Here is an 18,429-nt window from a genome sequence, read left to right on the forward strand (position 1 = left end):
ATAACGCTTACCGCTCATGGGTACCTCTCTTTAAGTCATCTTAAATGACTCTGAGGTGTCTGTTAAACCTGTGGCGATTCACACCCCTCTGATATCAAAACTACAATTGTACTTAATAATGTGAATAGCGTTCATCTGTCATCTGGGGTTGGCGGTGATAACACTTACCAAGCGGAAGAAAGGAAAAAGTTAATCCGTCTCAATAAAACACTGGCGAGAAGAAAGAAATACAGCAAAAATTGGCTAAAAAACAAAGGTAAAATTGATAGAGTAAGATCAAAGGCAGCAAGGATAAGACTTGATAATATCCATAAAGCAACCACGGCAATTTGTAAAAATCACGCAGTTGTTGAGGTTGTGAACTTGATGGATTCTGTATCTGCCAAGAACGATAAGACTCTGAGTATGAGATACGAATTTGTCAGGCAGTTGATATACAAACAAGAGTGGCTGGGTGGTGAAATTATTCGCCGAGAAAGTAAACTCTTGTAACGGTTTTTTTCCGTGATGATGTTGTACTATGTGATGAATTTTAAGCGGCAGGGCATGTCGTTTATGCTTGTGGAGGAAGGTTAATTCAACTTCCGTTGAAGCAAGAATCTCTTGATTGTTATTGAGAATGTCAACGTCTGGTCCAATACTTTACAAGCGGAAGTATATAAGTGTGTTGAAATGGATTTGCGAGTTTTCGGTTGTGAAAGCTAAAAGCTAACTCAAAACGTAATTTATAAACTACTCGGTATCTCAACTAGTACCTCCCCTCAGTGATTCTTGAAAATAGGCTTAAAACTTACTGGGTCAGCGACAGACTCAGGTTACCAAGCTTGTTTACAAAATAGAATTACTTGACTGCTCTATTGGCTGTGTACGGAACAATGAGTGAAAATTGAAGTATAGGAGCAATTTACGAGGCAGAAAAAGAAGATAAAAAAAGCTGAGTAAAACACGCAATATCCTTAATAGAACGAGTAAAGTAAACTGCCGCCCGTCTTATGCAAAACGGGCGGCGAATGGCCGGTGATGGGGCGATAGTAAGAGTTGCAGAGCGAGCTTCGAAACTGATAAAGGCTTTGCGGTAATCGAACCTGTAATGAAGAAGACGCCAAGTGATGTGTTGTTGATTCTGTGCGACTGCCACACACAGTTTGCCAATCTGATGGGGCTGTCACTCATGACAGATGATGGCGAAGCGAGCGAAGGTGCTGCTCTGGAAGGGGGAGGTGCTTGGCAGAGTGACGTTCTTCATCAACCGCGCGCTGGGTGATGATGACTGCCCAACAATTTAATTTACATTGCTTAACTGTAGGCACTCGTTATCACTCAATGAACAGGAGATCGTATGCTGACGATTTGGGCGCTACAGTGTAATATGCATGCCAGTCGTTGATGGGGTAGTTACTGTGGAGTGTCCACCGCTGTGTCCATCAAGAAGATTTAATCCGCATAGCGAGTAAATAAATCCATACATATGAAGAACATAAGAAATTTCTCCATCATTGCTCACATTGACCACGGTAAGTCGACGCTGTCTGACCGTATTATCCAGATTTGCGGTGGCCTGTCTGATCGTGAAATGGCAGCCCAGGTTCTGGACTCCATGGACCTGGAACGCGAACGCGGTATTACCATCAAAGCGCAGAGCGTGACGCTCGACTATAAAGCTTCCGATGGTGAAACCTATCAGCTGAACTTTATCGACACCCCAGGGCACGTTGACTTCTCTTATGAAGTGTCACGCTCGCTGGCGGCCTGCGAAGGCGCGCTGCTGGTGGTGGATGCCGGACAGGGCGTAGAGGCCCAGACGCTGGCAAACTGCTACACCGCCATGGAAATGGATCTCGAAGTGGTGCCGGTTCTGAATAAAATCGACCTGCCAGCCGCCGATCCTGAGCGCGTAGCGGAAGAGATTGAAGACATCGTCGGTATTGATGCGACCGATGCTGTGCGCTGCTCGGCGAAAACCGGCGTCGGCGTTCCGGATGTACTGGAACGTCTGGTGCGTGATATTCCGCCGCCGGAAGGTGACCCGGATGCGCCGCTACAGGCGCTGATCATCGACTCCTGGTTTGATAACTACCTCGGCGTTGTTTCGCTGGTGCGTATTAAAAACGGCACCATGCGTAAAGGCGACAAAATCAAGGTCATGAGCACCGGCCAGGTCTACAACGCTGATCGTCTGGGCATCTTCACGCCAAAACAGGTTGACCGTACCGAGCTGAAATGCGGCGAAGTGGGCTGGCTGGTCTGTGCCATTAAAGACATCCTCGGCGCGCCGGTGGGTGATACCCTGACCGGTGCACGTAACCCGGCAGATAAAGCGCTGCCAGGCTTCAAAAAGGTGAAACCGCAGGTTTATGCGGGTCTGTTCCCGGTCAGCTCTGACGATTACGAAAACTTCCGCGATGCGCTCGGAAAGCTGAGCCTCAACGATGCCTCCCTGTTCTACGAGCCAGAAAGCTCAACGGCGCTGGGCTTCGGCTTCCGCTGTGGCTTCCTCGGTCTGCTGCACATGGAGATCATTCAGGAACGTCTGGAGCGTGAATACGATCTGGATCTGATCACCACCGCCCCGACGGTTGTCTACGAAGTAGAAACCACGTCGAAAGAGGTGATCTACGTCGACAGCCCGTCCAAGCTCCCGCCGCTGAATAATATTCAGGAACTGCGCGAGCCTATCGCAGAGTGTCACATGCTGCTGCCGCAGGAGTTCCTCGGCAACGTGATCACCCTGTGTATTGAGAAGCGTGGCGTGCAGACCAACATGGTTTACCACGGTAACCAGGTGGCGCTGACCTATGAAATTCCGATGGCGGAAGTAGTGCTCGACTTCTTCGACCGTCTGAAGTCTACCTCCCGTGGCTATGCGTCGCTGGACTACAACTTCAAACGCTTCCAGGCCTCGAACATGGTTCGCGTGGATGTACTGATCAACGGCGAGCGTGTTGATGCCCTGGCGCTGATCACCCACAACGATAACGCACCGTACCGTGGTCGTGAGCTGGTTGAGAAGATGAAAGATCTCATCCCGCGTCAGCAGTTTGACATTGCGATTCAGGCGGCCATTGGTAACCACATCATTGCCCGTTCAACCGTGAAGCAGCTGCGTAAAAACGTTCTGGCTAAGTGCTATGGCGGCGACGTCAGCCGTAAGAAAAAGCTGTTGCAGAAGCAGAAAGAAGGTAAGAAGCGTATGAAGCAGGTCGGTAACGTTGAGCTGCCGCAGGAAGCATTCCTTGCCATCCTTCATGTTGGTAAAGACGGTAACGGTAAATAACCTTAAGGAGTTGGCATGGCGAACATGTTTGCCCTGATCCTGGTCATCGCTACCCTGGTGACAGGTCTGTTGTGGTGCCTGGATAAGTTTATCTTCGCCCCAAAACGCCGTGAACGTCAGGCTGCCGCGCAGGCAGCCACGGGCGATGCGCTGGACGCGAAAACCCTGAAAAAAGTCGGCCCAAAACCGGGCTGGCTGGAAACAGGGGCATCGGTATTCCCGGTGCTGGCGATTGTGCTGGTGGTGCGTTCTTTTATCTATGAACCGTTCCAGATCCCGTCAGGATCGATGATGCCAACGCTGCTGATCGGTGATTTCATTCTGGTTGAGAAGTTTGCCTATGGCATCAAAGATCCGATCTACCAGAAAACGCTGATCGAAACGGGTCATCCGAAACGTGGCGACATCGTGGTGTTTAAATATCCGGAAGATCCACGGCTGGATTATATTAAACGCGCGGTAGGTCTGCCGGGCGATAAAGTGACCTACGATCCGGTGGCGAAAGAGGTGACCATTCAGCCAGGCTGTAGCTCTGGAACTGCATGTGAAAATGGGCTGCCAGTCACTTACTCCAACGTTGAGCCAAGTGATTTTGTGCAGACCTTTGCCCGCCGTAACGGCGGTGAAGCGACCAGCGGATTCTTCCAGGTGCCAAAAGGTGAAACCAAAGAGAACGGTATTCGTCTGGTTGAACGGAAAGAGACGCTGGGCGATGTCACTCACCGCATTCTGACCGTGCCAATCGCACAGGATCAACTGGCAATGTACTACCAGCAGCCAGGCCAACAGCTGGCGACCTGGATTGTGCCACCGGGACACTACTTCATGATGGGTGACAACCGCGATAACTCTGCGGACAGCCGTTACTGGGGCTTTGTGCCGGAAGCGAATCTGGTCGGTAAAGCAACCGCTATCTGGATGAGTTTTGAGAAGCAGGAAGGCGAGTGGCCGACCGGCGTTCGCCTGAATCGTATTGGCGGAATTCATTAATTTTCGTCAAAAATAACACGTAGCGGCTTTTATTCGCCGCTACGTGAATTATTTCAGCGATAAATCTCTTTGAACTAACGACATCCCCTGTCGTTGTGTATAGAATATTCCCCCGAAGTTTAAGGTTGGCCCTGCAAGGGTGCCACGGCACACGAAACCGCGTTGGTTTTCTCAGGTCGGTTTCGTGTGCTGCATTTTTGACGCATTCATTTATTGGTATCGCATGAACCCCATCGTAATTAATCGGCTTCAACGGAAGCTGGGCTACACTTTTCATCATCAGGAGTTGTTGCAACAGGCATTAACCCATCGCAGTGCCAGCAGCAAACATAATGAGCGTCTCGAGTTTTTAGGCGACTCTATTTTAAGTTTCGTGATTGCAAATGCGCTTTATCATCGTTTTCCGCGTGTGGACGAAGGTGATATGAGCCGCATGCGCGCCACGCTGGTGCGCGGCAATACCCTCGCTGAAATCGCACGCGAGTTTGAGCTGGGTGAATGTCTGCGTCTGGGGCCAGGTGAGCTGAAAAGTGGTGGTTTCCGTCGTGAATCCATCCTTGCCGATACGGTCGAGGCATTGATCGGTGGCGTGTTCCTGGACAGCGATATCCAGACCGTAGAAAAGCTGATCCTGAACTGGTATCAGACCCGCCTGGACGAAATCAGCCCGGGCGATAAACAAAAAGATCCTAAAACGCGTCTGCAAGAATATTTGCAGGGTCGTCATCTGCCGCTGCCATCCTATCTGGTGGTGCAGGTACGTGGCGAAGCGCACGATCAGGAATTTACCATCCATTGCCAGGTCAGTGGCCTGAGTGAACCGGTGGTCGGCACGGGTTCAAGCCGTCGTAAGGCTGAACAGGCTGCCGCCGAACAGGCGTTAAAAATGCTGGAGCTGGAATGAGCATCGACAAAACCTATTGCGGATTTATTGCCATCGTCGGACGTCCGAACGTTGGCAAATCCACCCTGCTGAATAATCTGCTTGGGCAGAAGATTTCTATCACCTCGCGTAAGGCGCAGACCACGCGTCACCGCATCGTCGGTATCCATACTGAAGGCGCGTATCAGGCGATTTACGTCGATACCCCGGGCCTGCACATGGAAGAGAAGCGCGCCATCAACCGTCTGATGAACAAGGCGGCGAGCAGCTCCATTGGCGACGTAGAGCTGGTGATTTTCGTTGTGGAAGGCACCCGCTGGACGCCGGACGACGAAATGGTCCTGAACAAGCTGCGCGACGGCAAAACGCCGGTGATCCTTGCGGTCAATAAAGTGGACAATGTGCAGGAAAAAGCCGATCTGCTGCCGCACCTGCAATGGCTGGGCAGCCAGATGAACTTCCTCGACATCGTTCCGCTGTCTGCGGAGACGGGTCTGAACGTTGATACCATCGCGGGCATCGTGCGCAAGCATCTGCCGGAAGCGACTCATCACTTCCCTGAAGACTACATCACCGATCGCTCTCAGCGTTTTATGGCGTCTGAAATCATCCGTGAGAAGCTGATGCGTTTCCTGGGCGCTGAACTGCCGTACTCTGTGACGGTGGAGATCGAGCGTTTCCAGAGCAACGAGCGCGGCGGTTACGATATTAACGGTCTGATCCTCGTTGAGCGTGAAGGGCAGAAGAAGATGGTGATCGGTAATAAAGGCGCCAAGATCAAAACTATCGGAATCGAAGCCCGTAAAGACATGCAGGACATGTTTGAAGCACCGGTTCACCTGGAACTGTGGGTGAAAGTGAAATCTGGCTGGGCCGATGATGAGCGTGCGCTGCGCAGCCTCGGTTACGGCGAAGATCAGTAACCTAAGACGACGAGCATATGGATGGATGGCAGCGCGCCTTTGTCCTGCATAGTCGTCCCTGGAGCGAAACCAGCCTGATGCTGGACGTCTTCACGGAAGAGTCCGGTCGCGTGCGCCTTGTTGCCAAAGGCGCACGTTCCAGACGTTCTAATCTCAAAGGTGCCTTGCAGCCTTTCACCCCACTGCTGGTCCGCTTTGGCGGGCGAGGGGAAGTCAAAACCCTGCGCAGTGCTGAAGCCGTTTCCCTCGCGCTTCCTCTTTCTGGTATCACGCTCTACAGCGGTTTGTACGTCAACGAACTCATCTCACGGGTGCTTGAACATGAGACCCGCTTCTCTGAACTTTTCTTTGATTACCTGCACTGTATTCAGTCGCTCGCTGGCGCAACCGGCACTCCTGAGCCTGTGCTGCGTCGTTTCGAGCTGGCGCTGCTTGGTCACCTTGGATACGGTGTTGATTTTCTGCACTGCGCGGGGAGTGGGGACGAGGTAGAAGATACCATGACCTATCGCTATCGTGAGGAAAAGGGCTTTATTGCCAGTGTCGTCGTCGATAACAGCACCTTTACCGGGCGCCAGCTCAGAGCACTGTATGAACGCGAGTTCCCGGACGCCGACACCCTGCGTGCGGCAAAACGCTTTACCCGAATTGCGCTCAAGCCGTATCTTGGGGGCAAACCTTTAAAGAGCCGCGAATTATTCAGGCAGTTTATGCCGAAACGCTAATGTTTTACCCCTCACTCCAGCCCTCTCCCGGAGGGAGAGGAGGAAGGTAAATGAACAAAAATACCGAGGATTGTCATGGCTGAATTACTGTTAGGCGTCAACATCGACCACATTGCCACCCTGCGCAACGCGCGCGGCACGGCGTATCCGGATCCGGTTCAGGCGGCGTTTATCGCCGAGCAGGCTGGGGCGGACGGCATTACCGTCCATCTGCGTGAAGACCGTCGCCACATCACCGATCGCGACGTGCGTATCCTGCGCCAGACGCTGGATACCCGCATGAATCTGGAGATGGCAGTAACGGAAGAGATGCTGACGATTGCCTGCGATACGAAGCCGCATTTCTGCTGCCTGGTGCCGGAAAAACGACAGGAAGTGACCACCGAAGGCGGTCTGGATGTGGCCGGGCAGCTCGACAAAATGCGCGATGCCAGCAAACGCCTGGCGGATGCCGGTATCCTGGTTTCTCTCTTCATCGACGCCGATTTCACCCAGATTAAAGCCGCTGCCGACGTGGGCGCGCCGTATATTGAAATTCACACCGGCTGCTATGCCGATGCTGAAAACGACGCAGCGCAGGCGAAAGAGCTGGAGCGGATCGCCAAAGCGGCAACCTACGCCGCGAGCCTGGGACTGAAGGTTAACGCCGGTCACGGCCTGACCTATCACAACGTAAAAGCCATCGCTGCCCTGCCGGAAATGCACGAGCTGAACATCGGCCACGCCATTATTGGTCGTGCGGTGATGAGCGGCCTGAAAGAAGCGGTTTCCGAGATGAAGCGCCTGATGCTGGAAGCGCGTCAGTAATGGCTATTCTGGGCTTAGGCACCGACATCGTTGAAATAGCCCGCATCGAAGCGGTGATCGCCCGGAGCGGCGATCGCCTCGCAAGACGCGTGCTGAGCGATAACGAATGGGCTATCTGGGAGGCGCATCAGCAGCCGGTGCGCTTTCTGGCAAAGCGTTTCGCGGTAAAAGAGGCGGCGGCGAAAGCGTTCGGCACGGGCATTCGTAACGGCCTGGCGTTTAACCAGTTTGAAGTGTTTAACGATGAGCTGGGTAAGCCACGTCTGCGTTTATGGGGCGAGGCGCTTAAGCTGGCGGAGAAGCTGGGCGTGGCGCACATGCACGTAACGCTTGCAGATGAACGCCACTACGCCTGTGCGACGGTGATTATCGAAGGTTAAATTTTGTCCGCATGGTGCATCAGGACAAACTTATCCCACAGCTGTTCTTCGTTCTCGACATGTGCCGGATCTTTTAAGATCGTATTGGGAATGGGGCACACCTTCTGGCAGGTCGGCGTCTCATAGTGGCCAATGCACTCGGTGCAGCGGTCGCTGTTAATCTCATAAATGCTGTCGCCCATCGAAATCGCCTCGTTCGGGCATTCGGGTTCGCACATATCGCAGTTGATGCATTTTTTGGTGATTAACAGCGCCATCAGGAAATTCTCAGAAACATCACAAACAGGGCGGGCATTATACGCTCATTCGTTGTTCAAACCAGTTTTTTTACCAGCTCTTCGCTGTGACGAATACGCTCTGGCGCACGCTCCAGATCCTGCTGAACCAGCGCCATAAACAGCAGGTCCGTCAGCATCATCTGCGCACTCGTCGACGAAATCGCCGCGCTGCGAGTGGCCTGTTCCTCGGCGATGGTATACAGACAGCGGGTGGCCCGCTGCTGGAGCGCATTCGGGCTGAAGCCAGTAATGGCCAGAATTTTTCCTCCTACGCGCAGGGCTTCGTCGGTAGCCATATTAATTTCACGGCGCTCGCCGGAATAGGAGATGGCCAGCAGTAAATCGTCAGGATCCATGGCCTGCACGGTCGCCAGCAGCGCGTGCATATCCTGTTCAACGATGGCGTTATAGCCGATTTTTGTCAGCTTCCAGCCAAAGTTACGCGCAACCAGTCCGGAGGCACCGATCCCGGTCAATACAATACGCCGCGCGTCGCGAAGCATGGCTACGCTTTCCAGCAGCTTCTCTTCCGTGTTCACATCCAGCGTGGCATGCATTGCCGCCACGTTCTCCTTGATCAGCTTTTCGCCGACCAGACGCATCGGATCGTCGCCGCGGATCTGGTTATGCACCGGCATTGACTGCGGATTAGGGTTGCTTACCAGTGCTTCACTGATCGCCAGTTTTAGCGCCGGAAAGCCTTTATAGCCTATCTTCTGGGCAAATTTCACCACGCTCGACTGGCTCACCCCGGCTTCGCCTGCCAGCTGCTGGGAGCTGAGGTGTCGCGCGCGATCGGGCTGGGAAAGTAAATAATCCGCCAGCTTTTTGTCACTCTGGGCAAACCCTGCGTAGCGCTGGCGAATACGAATTAAACAGTTCATACGGTCTCCTGGCGAAAATGTGATTACCCGCGCAAATACGAATTATGCTCGCCTGAATGAATTTTATATTCCATTATAGTGCGTTTATTATGAATTAAAAATTCCAGAGGTAAATAACATGAATCTAGGCTCTCTTGTTTCTGAAACGCGTAACCCGCAAACCATGGATCTTGATGCACTGTCCACGCTGGAGCTGGTAAACCGCTTTAATCAACAGGATACCCTCGTCGCGCTGGCAGTCAAAGAGACATTGCCCGAGGTGGCGAAAGCCGTAGACGCCGCTGCCGACGCTCTGAAAGCAGGAGGACGCATTATTTATATGGGGGCGGGTACCAGTGGGCGCCTCGGTGTGCTGGATGCCTCAGAATGTCCCCCGACGTTTGGCGTTCCGCACGGTCTGGTCGTTGGCCTGATTGCCGGTGGCCCCGGCGCGCTGCTGAAAGCGGTGGAAGGGGCAGAAGACAATAAACAGCTTGGGGAAGACGATCTCAGGGCGCTGAACCTGACCGCGCAGGATCTGGTCGTCGGGCTGGCGGCTTCTGGTCGTACGCCGTACGTCATTGGTGGGCTGGAATACGCCAGACAGACGGGATGTACCACGGTGGCCATCTCCTGTAACCCGGGTTCGCCGATTGCGCAGGTGGCCGCCATTGCCATCTCTCCGGTCGTCGGGCCGGAAGCGCTCACCGGCTCCACGCGCCTGAAATCCGGAACCGCACAGAAGCTGGTGCTCAATATGATCTCCACCGGCGCGATGGTGAAATTTGGCAAGGTCTACCAAAACCTGATGGTGGATATGCAGGCCACCAACGTCAAGCTGGTGGACAGAGCCTGCCGCATGGTGATGGAAGCGACAGGCGCCAGTCGTGAAGAGGCGGAAAAGGTGCTTCAGCAGACCGATCACGATGTAAAACCCGCCATTCTGATGATATTAACCGGGCTGGATGCAGCCGCGGCCAGAGCCAGGCTTGAAGCCCATCACGGGTTTTTACGGGCGGCATTAGAACATCAATAAGAGGCGTTTATGGACAAAACAGCAGCGCTCGCCAGCGACATCCTGCTTGGGATCGGTGGGGAAAAAAATATTCAGCGTCTGGAAAACTGCATGACGCGTGTACGCGTCGAGGTGTACAACGACGAAAAGCTTGATTTAACGCGCCTGAAGCAGCTCCCCGGCGTGAGCGGGTACGTTAAACAGGGGCAACAGCACCAGCTGATTGTCGGTCCGGGCAAAGCGGCGCAGGTGGTTGATGCCATGCGCGCCCTGATGACGGGCAGTGAAACGGCTCCCGCCTTTGACGACGCGGAACGCACCAAAGCGCAGGCGAAAGCCAAATACAAAGCCCCCATGAGCGATGCGCTGCGCCAGCTGGCAAACGTCTTTATTCCTCTTATCCCGGCGTTTATCGCGTCGGGGCTGATCACCGGGATTATCAATATCCTCAAGCGTCCGGATATTGTCGGGAATTTCGCCACCCAGTATCCGAACCTGCTGGGTATTCTGGCGATTTTCGGCAGCGCGGTGTTTGCCATCATGAATATTCTGGTGGGGGTGAACACGGCCAAAGTGTTCGGCGGCTCGCTGGCGATGGGCGGCGTAATGGCGGGTATCCTCTCCAGCCCGCAGCTGGCGCAGATTACGCTGTTTGGCGAGGCGCTTCAGCCTGGCCGCGGTGGGGTGATTGCCGTGCTGCTGGTGGTCATTCTGATGTGCTGGATTGAGAAAAAGCTACGCGCGTTGCTGCCAGGCTCGATTGAACTGATCCTCAACCCGCTGCTGACCACATTGATTACCGGGAGCGTGGCGATTGTGGCGCTGCAACCGTTAGGTGGCGCGATCTCTGAAGCCATCGCCCACGGCGCGTCTCTGGCGATCGATCGCGGCGGGCTGCTGGTGGGGGCCGTGCTGTCCGGGACCTTCCTGCCGTTAGTGCTGACCGGTCTGCATCAGGGGCTGGTGCCGATTCACGTCGAACTGGTACAGGCGCACGGCTATAACGCCCTGCTGCCGATCCTGTCGATGGCTGGCGTTGGGCAGGTCGGCGCGGCCATCGCGGTGCTGATGAAAACCCGCAACGCGCGTCTGAAAAAGGTCATTAAAGGGGCGCTGCCGGTCGGGTTACTCGGTATCGGCGAACCGTTGATTTTCGGCGTGACCTTGCCGCTGGGTAAGCCGTTCCTGGCCGCCTGTCTCGGTGGCGCGGTGGGCGGGGCGTTAATCAGCTACTGGAAAGTGGCGACCGTCATTACCTTCGGGATCTCCGGTTTACCGCTGGCATTAACCATCGTGACCGGAAAAGTGATGCTCTATCTGTTAGGCTATCTGGTAGCGGTGATCGCCGGGTTCCTGTTTACCTGGCTGTTAGGATTCAACGACCCAGAGGAGTAAGGTTTGGCCAGTCACGAGCGTCGCGTTGTCTTTTTTGATCTGGATGGAACGCTGCATCAGCAGGATATGTTCGGCACCTTTATGCGCTACCTGCTGCGGCGCCAGCCCCTTAACGCGTTGCTGGTATTACCCCTGTTACCCGTTATTGGCATCGCGCTGCTGGTGAAAGGCCGTGCAGCGCGCTGGCCGATGAGCCTGCTGCTCTGGGGATGCACGTTTGGTCATAGCGAAGCGCGCCTCAAGCAGCTCGAACAGGATTTTGCGCACTGGTTTCGCGGGCACGTCGCCGCGTTTCCCGTGGTACAGGCGCGCCTGACCAGCTATCTCGACGCCAATGATGCCGATATCTGGCTGATTACTGGCTCCCCGCAGACGCTGGTGGAGCAAGTCTATTTTGATACGCCCTGGCTGCCGCGCGTAAATCTTATCGCCACGCAGATCGCGCGCGGCTACGGCGGCTGGGTGCTCACCCTGCGCTGCCTCGGACATGAAAAAGTGGTGCAGCTGGAGAAACGCATCGGTACGCCGCTGCGTCTGTACAGCGGCTACAGCGACAGCAAGCAGGACAACCCGCTGCTCTATTTTTGCCAGCATCGCTGGCGCGTCACGCCTCTGGGCGAACTTCAGCAACTCGAATAGTCTTATCTGTACCGGCTGTGTATAATGCCGCCCGCTTTTCGACTGGAGTATCAGCCCTTGTCCAACCCTGAACACAATCATGAATACTGGATGCGTCATGCGCTGGCGCTGGCTCAGCGCGCCTGGGAAGAGGGCGAAGTGCCCGTGGGCGCGGTTCTGGTCCATAACAATCAGGTGATTGGGGAAGGGTGGAACCGTCCGATTGGCCGTCACGATCCTACCGCGCATGCTGAAATTATGGCGCTGCGTCAGGGCGGACTGGTGCTGCAAAACTATCGTCTGCTTGATACCACCCTGTATGTCACCCTTGAGCCGTGCGTAATGTGCTCCGGGGCGATGGTGCACAGCCGAATCGGTACGCTGGTGTTTGGCGCGCGGGATGAAAAGACGGGCGCTGCTGGTTCACTGATGGACGTACTTGGGCATCCGGGGATGAACCACCAGGTGAAAACTATCGGCGGGGTACTTGCACCAGAATGTTCGGGTCTGTTAAGTGACTTTTTTCGAATGCGTCGGCAGCAGAAAAAGCAACAAAAGGCAGAATTGAAACCGCAGGGTGATTAAGCTCTTCCGGTGCGACCACCGGATAGCTTTCAGCCAGCTGTTGCGCCTCGGCCGCCTCTTTTTCTTTCTCCAGCAGATATCCCACCAGGCTTATCTGATACTTACGAATATTTTCCACGTAGGCATACGCTTCATGCCCGCGCGCATAGCCATACGTCAGCTTCTGGTACCACTGTTTCTGGCTAAGCAGCGGCAGGCGCTGTTTTACATCTGACCAACTGTCCGGATTACCTTTGGTTTTCGCCGTCAGCGCCCGCGCGTCGAGCATATGCGCATACCCCATGTTATAGGCGGCCAGCGCAAACCAGATCCGCTCCCCTTCCGGGACCGTCTCCGGCACTTTCGCCATCATATCCTGTAAATACTGCGCGCCGCCGCTGATGCTCTGTTCCGCATCGGTCCGGTCGCTGATGCCGAGGCTCTGGGCGGTATTTTTGGTCAGCATCATCAACCCGCGCACGCCCGTGGGGGAGGTGGCCTGAGCATCCCAGTGCGATTCCTGGTAGGAAATTGCCGCCAGCAGCTTCCAGTCAATCTCCTGGGCGTACTTCTCAAACAGCGGTTGCAGGTCCGGCAGCACGCTGTCCACCGCGCGCAGGAAGGTGCGGGTGTCAACGTAATCAAAATCGTCCCCGTGACCGAGATATTTCTCTTCCAGACGCGCCAGGGTGCCGTCTTCATTGATGGAATTAAAGAAATCGAGCATGGCCGCAGAGACGGTTTGATCGTCGTCCAGCTGGGTAAACCAGGTCACCGGCTGTTCGTCGGTCACATCCAGCGCCACGGCGATTTCAGGATGAACGCGCTGGAAAAGACTGATCGCCACCGAATCAGCAATGGTATAGGCCAGCTTTTTATCTTTTACCTGCTCCAGCAATTCGGTCGTGCCGAGTTTAGGATCGACCGTCCAGCTGAGGTTAGGGTATTTTTTCTCTTTCAACGCCCGCAGATCGTCAATCACCACATGGCCTGGCGCAATGGTCAATTGCTGGTCGGTGATGTCGGCCAGTGAGCGCGGGCGCAGGCTACCCACACGATAAACCACCTGCTGCGACACGGAGTAGTAGGTCGGGCCCGGCTGATAGTTTTTGCTGCGTTCGCTGTTGTACACCAGACCTGCGGCGAGAATATCGGCACGGTCATGGTCCAAATCATCAAACAGCTGGTTGATGTTCTGCCGCACGGTAACTTTCAGCTTCACGCCCAGATAGTCCGCAAACAGCTGTGCCAGTTCGTAATCAAGACCGATGGTTTTACCGTTGATATCGTCGTAAATAAGCGGGGAGGAGAGGGTACTGACGCGCAACTCCCCCCGCTCCTGAATGGCGGCGATACGGTTTTCGGCCTTGCCGAACCAGGGGATAGACGGCCAGAGGGCCACTGCCAGCAGCAACGTAACAATGCCGATGAGCAGATAATTAATCTTTAATTTTTTCAATTAGTTAATTCTCTGCGACGCCGGTTGCCTCAGTGTGCTGTAGTCATGTTAAGAGTAGAGTTTGCCATTGATTGAGCGGCATTTTGCGCAAAGTAGCGCCAGTTGGCAACCAATTAGAGAGACAGGTCACATCTATTGTTAAATCTCTTTGCCAATTTTATTTCGACGCAAACGGTTTCGTCGGCGCTCAGGATTCTCTATAATGACGCCCGTTTTCCCCCCTTGCGCACACTGTAAGCGCCCCGGCGCTTCGAAGACGAGAGACTTATGATGGAAATTCTGCGTGGTTCGCCTGCACTGTCTGCCTTCCGTATTACCAAACTGCTGGCACGTTTTCAGGCGGCCGACCTTCCGGTAAGCAATATTTACGCTGAGTATGTCCATTTTGCTGACCTGAATGCCCCCCTGAATGCAGAGGAGCGCGTACAGCTGGAACGTCTGCTTAAATATGGCCCAAGCCTTAGCAGCCATACGCCGACCGGCAAATTAATCCTCGCCACGCCACGCCCTGGCACCATCTCCCCCTGGTCTTCCAAAGCAACAGACATCGCTCACAACTGCGGCCTGAACCAGATTAACCGTCTGGAGCGCGGTGTGGCGTACTACGTGGAAGCCTCTACCCTGAGCGACGCGCAGTGGCAGGCGGTTGCGGCTGAACTGCACGACCGCATGATGGAGAGTGTGTTTGACTCTCTGGATGATGCGCAGAAACTGTTCTCCCACCATCAGCCTGCGCCGGTACAGAGCGTGGATCTGCTGGGGCAGGGCCGTCAGGCGCTGATTGACGCAAACCTGCGTCTTGGTCTGGCACTCGCAGAGGATGAAATCGACTACCTTCAGGATGCATTCGTTAAGCTGAATCGCAACCCGAACGACATCGAACTGTATATGTTCGCGCAGGCCAACTCCGAGCACTGCCGCCACAAGATTTTCAACGCCGACTGGATTATCGACGGCGAACAGCAGCCGAAGTCGCTGTTCAAAATGATCAAAAACACCATGGAGCAAACCCCTGACCACGTGCTGTCTGCCTATAAAGACAACGCCGCGGTGATGGAAGGTTCCGAGGTGGGCCGCTTCTTCGCCGATCGCGAAGCAGGGCGCTATGACTTCCATCAGGAGCCCGCGCATATCCTGATGAAAGTGGAAACCCACAACCACCCGACGGCGATCTCCCCATGGCCGGGTGCGGCGACCGGCTCCGGCGGTGAAATCCGTGACGAAGGGGCGACCGGTCGCGGCGCGAAACCAAAAGCGGGTCTGGTCGGTTTCTCCGTCTCCAACCTGCGTATCCCGGGCTTTGAACAGCCGTGGGAAGAAGATTTCGGCAAGCCAGAGCGCATCGTGACCGCGCTGGATATCATGACCGAAGGCCCGCTGGGCGGCGCGGCGTTTAACAACGAATTTGGTCGTCCGGCGCTGAACGGTTACTTCCGTACCTATGAAGAGAAAGTGGACAGCCACAACGGCGAAGAGCTGCGCGGCTACCACAAACCGATCATGCTGGCGGGCGGGATCGGCAACATCCGTGCCGATCACGTGCAGAAAGGCGAGATCGTCGTCGGCGCGAAGCTGATCGTGCTGGGCGGCCCGGCGATGAACATCGGTCTGGGCGGCGGTGCGGCCTCTTCTATGGCCTCCGGCCAGTCTGATGCGGATCTCGATTTCGCCTCCGTGCAGCGTGACAACCCTGAGATGGAGCGTCGCTGCCAGGAAGTGATCGACCGCTGCTGGCAGCTGGGCGATGCTAACCCGATTCTGTTCATCCACGACGTGGGCGCGGGCGGTCTGTCCAACGCTATGCCGGAGCTGGTGAGCGACGGCGGTCGCGGCGGACGCTTCAACCTGCGCGATATCCTGAGCGATGAGCCGGGTATGAGCCCGCTGGAAATCTGGTGTAACGAATCCCAGGAGCGCTATGTGCTGGCGGTTGCGGCCGACCAACTGCCGCTGTTTGACGAGCTGTGCCGCCGCGAGCGCGCGCCGTATGCCGTCATCGGTGAAGCGACCGAAGAGCAGCACCTGACTCTGAGCGACACCCATTTCGACAACCAGCCTATCGATCTGCCGCTGGACGTGCTGCTCGGTAAAACGCCGAAGATGACCCGCGACGTAACAACCCGTAAAGCAGCGGGCAAAGCGCTGGATCGCCAGGGCATTACCGTGGCGGAAGCGGTCAACCGCGTGCTGCACCTGCCTGCTGTGGCAGAGAAAACCTTCCTGGTGACCATTGGCGACCGTACCGTTACCGGTATGGTATCCCGCGATCAGATGGTTGGCCCGTGGCAGATCCCGGTGGCGAACTGCGCCGTGACCACCGCGAGCCTCGACAGCTACTACGGCGAAGCGATGGCGCTGGGCGAACGCACCCCGGTGGCGCTGCTGGACTTCGCCGCCTCTGCACGACTGGCGGTTGGTGAAGCGCTGACCAACATCGCGGCGACGCAGATTGGCGACATCAAACGTATCAAACTTTCCGCGAACTGGATGGCGGCAGCCGGTCACCCGGGGGAAGACGCCGGCCTGTATGAAGCCGTGAAAGCGGTGGGTGAGGAGCTGTGTCCAGCCCTCGGCCTGACCATTCCGGTGGGTAAAGACTCCATGTCGATGAAAACCCGCTGGCAGGAGGGTAACGAGCAGCGCGAGATGACCTCTCCGCTGTCGCTGGTGATCACCGCGTTTGCCCGTGTAGAAGACGTACGCCATACCGTTACGCCGCAGCTGGCGACCGAAGATAACGCCCTGTTGTTGATTGACCTGGGTAAAGGCCACAACGCGCTGGGCGCCACCGCACTGGCGCAGGTTTACCGTCAACTTGGCGACAAGCCAGCCGACGTGCGCGACGTGGCGCAGCTAAAAGGCTTCTACGACGCAATTCAGGCGCTGGTGGCACAGCGCAAGCTGCTGGCCTACCACGACCGTTCCGATGGTGGCCTGCTGGTGACGCTGGCAGAGATGGCCTTCACCGGTCACTGCGGCGTTGAAGCAAACATTGCAACGCTTGGCGAAGACCGCCTGGCGGCGCTGTTTAACGAAGAGCTTGGCGCGGTCATTCAGGTACGCGCCGCAGATCGCGACGCGGTGGAAGCGATTCTGGCGCAGCACGGTCTGGCAGACTGCGTACACTATCTCGGTAAAGCGGTGCAGGGCGACCGCTTCGTGATTGAAGCCGACGGCCACGCGGTGTTCAGCGAAAGCCGCACCACGCTGCGCATGTGGTGGGCAGAAACCACCTGGCAGATGCAGCGCCTGCGCGATAACCCGGAATGTGCCGATCAGGAACACAACGCCAAGGCTAACGACAACGATCCAGGCCTGAACGTGAAGCTCTCCTTCGACATCAACGAAGATATCGCTGCGCCGTACATTGCGACCGGTGCGCGTCCGAAAGTGGCCGTGCTGCGCGAGCAGGGCGTTAACTCCCACGTTGAGATGGCGGCGGCCTTCCACCGGGCGGGCTTTGACGCCATCGACGTCCACATGAGCGACCTGCTGGCCGGGCGTACCGGGCTGGATGATTTCCAGGCGCTGGTTGCCTGCGGAGGGTTCTCCTACGGTGACGTGCTGGGCGCGGGCGAAGGCTGGGCGAAGTCTATTCTGTTCAACAGCCGCGTGCGTGACGAGTTCGAAACCTTCTTCCATCGTCCGCAGACGCTGGCGCTGGGTGTGTGTAACGGCTGTCAGATGATGTCTAACCTGCGCGAGTTGATCCCGGGCAGCGAAGCCTGGCCGCGCTTTGTGCGTAACCAGTCTGACCGCTTCGAAGCGCGCTTCAGCCTGGTAGAAGTAACCCAAAGCCCGTCTCTGCTGTTGCAGGGAATGGTGGGTTCGCAGATGCCAATCGCGGTTTCGCACGGCGAAGGTCAGGTTGAAATGCGTGATGCGGCGCACCTGGCTCAGCTTGAAAGCAAAGGACTGGTAGCGCTGCGCTTTGTTGATAACTTCGGCAAGGTCACCGAAACCTATCCGGCTAACCCGAACGGTTCGGCAAATGGCATTACCGCGGTCACCAGCGAAAGCGGTCGGGTGACCATCATGATGCCGCACCCGGAGCGTGTCTTCCGCACCGTGAGCAATTCCTGGCACCCGGAAAACTGGGGCGAGGACAGCCCGTGGATGCGCATTTTCCGCAACGCGCGTAAACAACTGGGTTAAGTTTCAACGCCCTGACTGTAGGCCCGGTAAGCGCGAGCGCCACCGGGCTTTTTTGTACCTGTCGCAAAATTGCGACAATCCTCTGGATTGAGTGTCTCCA

At 55.8% G+C, this 18,429-nt stretch carries 16 protein-coding genes; 13 read left to right on the forward strand and 3 right to left on the reverse strand.

Going from position 1 to position 18,429, the window contains the following annotated elements; genetic code table 11:
- Nucleotides 1-120 precede the first annotated feature (120 nt).
- From ACOTYB_RS06045 to acpS, 8 genes are all read left to right on the forward strand, one after another.
- Complete coding sequence (locus tag ACOTYB_RS06045) at nucleotides 121-492, forward strand: transposase (protein ID WP_421765774.1); 372 nt, start codon at nucleotides 121-123, stop codon at nucleotides 490-492.
- 976 nt (nucleotides 493-1,468) lie between these two features.
- Nucleotides 1,469-3,274 carry a translation elongation factor 4 gene (lepA, locus tag ACOTYB_RS06050; RefSeq protein WP_003860714.1) on the forward strand — a complete coding sequence of 602 codons (1,806 nt, stop codon included), beginning with the start codon at nucleotides 1,469-1,471 and terminating at the stop codon, nucleotides 3,272-3,274.
- A 15-nt stretch (nucleotides 3,275-3,289) separates the two neighbouring features.
- Nucleotides 3,290-4,264: a signal peptidase I gene (gene lepB / locus ACOTYB_RS06055; protein ID WP_048210113.1), complete on the forward strand. Its 975-nt coding sequence runs from the start codon at nucleotides 3,290-3,292 to the stop codon at nucleotides 4,262-4,264.
- A 223-nt stretch (nucleotides 4,265-4,487) separates the two neighbouring features.
- Nucleotides 4,488-5,168 (forward strand): ribonuclease III, encoded by a 681-nt coding sequence (rnc, locus tag ACOTYB_RS06060; protein ID WP_003860711.1) that lies wholly within the window; start codon nucleotides 4,488-4,490, stop codon nucleotides 5,166-5,168.
- Nucleotides 5,165-6,070: a GTPase Era gene (era, locus tag ACOTYB_RS06065; protein WP_003860709.1), complete on the forward strand. Its 906-nt coding sequence runs from the start codon at nucleotides 5,165-5,167 to the stop codon at nucleotides 6,068-6,070. Before rnc ends, era begins: the two co-directional genes overlap by 4 nt.
- 17 nt (nucleotides 6,071-6,087) lie before the next feature.
- The gene (gene recO, locus ACOTYB_RS06070) at nucleotides 6,088-6,795 is read left to right on the forward strand and encodes a DNA repair protein RecO (protein ID WP_003860708.1); all 708 of its coding nucleotides are present in this window, start codon (nucleotides 6,088-6,090) and stop codon (nucleotides 6,793-6,795) included.
- Between the two features lie 75 nt (nucleotides 6,796-6,870).
- Nucleotides 6,871-7,602: a pyridoxine 5'-phosphate synthase gene (gene pdxJ, locus ACOTYB_RS06075; RefSeq protein ID WP_220153287.1), complete on the forward strand. Its 732-nt coding sequence runs from the start codon at nucleotides 6,871-6,873 to the stop codon at nucleotides 7,600-7,602.
- Nucleotides 7,602-7,982 carry a holo-ACP synthase gene (gene acpS, locus ACOTYB_RS06080; RefSeq protein ID WP_003860706.1) on the forward strand — a complete coding sequence of 127 codons (381 nt, stop codon included), beginning with the start codon at nucleotides 7,602-7,604 and terminating at the stop codon, nucleotides 7,980-7,982. Before pdxJ ends, acpS begins: the two co-directional genes overlap by 1 nt.
- Here the strand turns inward: acpS and ACOTYB_RS06085 are convergent.
- Nucleotides 7,979-8,239 (reverse strand): YfhL family 4Fe-4S dicluster ferredoxin, encoded by a 261-nt coding sequence (locus ACOTYB_RS06085; protein WP_003860704.1) that lies wholly within the window; start codon nucleotides 8,237-8,239, stop codon nucleotides 7,979-7,981. The genes acpS and ACOTYB_RS06085 overlap by 4 nt on opposite strands.
- Nucleotides 8,240-8,295: 56 nt before the next feature.
- The gene (locus ACOTYB_RS06090; protein ID WP_003860702.1) at nucleotides 8,296-9,144 is read right to left on the reverse strand and encodes a MurR/RpiR family transcriptional regulator; all 849 of its coding nucleotides are present in this window, start codon (nucleotides 9,142-9,144) and stop codon (nucleotides 8,296-8,298) included.
- A gap of 118 nt (nucleotides 9,145-9,262) precedes the next feature.
- Here ACOTYB_RS06090 and murQ point away from each other — a divergent pair, with 118 nt between their 5' ends.
- Genes murQ through tadA form a run of 4 tightly spaced genes read left to right on the forward strand, consistent with a single transcriptional unit; the run spans nucleotide 9,263 to nucleotide 12,736 of the window.
- Entirely contained in the window at nucleotides 9,263-10,159 is an 897-nt protein-coding gene (murQ, locus tag ACOTYB_RS06095) for an N-acetylmuramic acid 6-phosphate etherase (RefSeq protein WP_003860700.1), read from the forward strand.
- 9 nt (nucleotides 10,160-10,168) lie between these two features.
- A complete protein-coding gene (locus tag ACOTYB_RS06100) occupies nucleotides 10,169-11,533 on the forward strand; it encodes a PTS transporter subunit EIIC (protein ID WP_003860698.1) in 1,365 nt (454 codons plus the stop codon).
- Nucleotides 11,534-11,536: 3 nt separating this feature from the next.
- Entirely contained in the window at nucleotides 11,537-12,172 is a 636-nt protein-coding gene (gene yfhb / locus ACOTYB_RS06105) for a phosphatidylglycerophosphatase C (RefSeq protein ID WP_003860696.1), read from the forward strand.
- Between the two features lie 24 nt (nucleotides 12,173-12,196).
- Nucleotides 12,197-12,736: a tRNA adenosine(34) deaminase TadA gene (gene tadA, locus ACOTYB_RS06110; RefSeq protein WP_022651606.1), complete on the forward strand. Its 540-nt coding sequence runs from the start codon at nucleotides 12,197-12,199 to the stop codon at nucleotides 12,734-12,736.
- On the opposite strand, the gene mltF is transcribed toward tadA, so the two are convergent.
- Complete coding sequence (mltF, locus tag ACOTYB_RS06115) at nucleotides 12,624-14,174, reverse strand: membrane-bound lytic murein transglycosylase MltF (protein ID WP_022651605.1); 1,551 nt, start codon at nucleotides 14,172-14,174, stop codon at nucleotides 12,624-12,626. The genes tadA and mltF overlap by 113 nt on opposite strands.
- Nucleotides 14,175-14,441: 267 nt before the next feature.
- Between mltF and purL the strand changes: the two genes are divergently transcribed.
- Nucleotides 14,442-18,329 carry a phosphoribosylformylglycinamidine synthase gene (purL, locus tag ACOTYB_RS06120; protein ID WP_220153286.1) on the forward strand — a complete coding sequence of 1,296 codons (3,888 nt, stop codon included), beginning with the start codon at nucleotides 14,442-14,444 and terminating at the stop codon, nucleotides 18,327-18,329.
- Nucleotides 18,330-18,429 lie beyond the last annotated feature (100 nt).

The organism is Enterobacter cloacae complex sp. IR5450, from assembly GCF_049238665.1.
Taxonomy (GTDB): domain Bacteria; phylum Pseudomonadota; class Gammaproteobacteria; order Enterobacterales; family Enterobacteriaceae; genus Enterobacter; species Enterobacter hormaechei_C.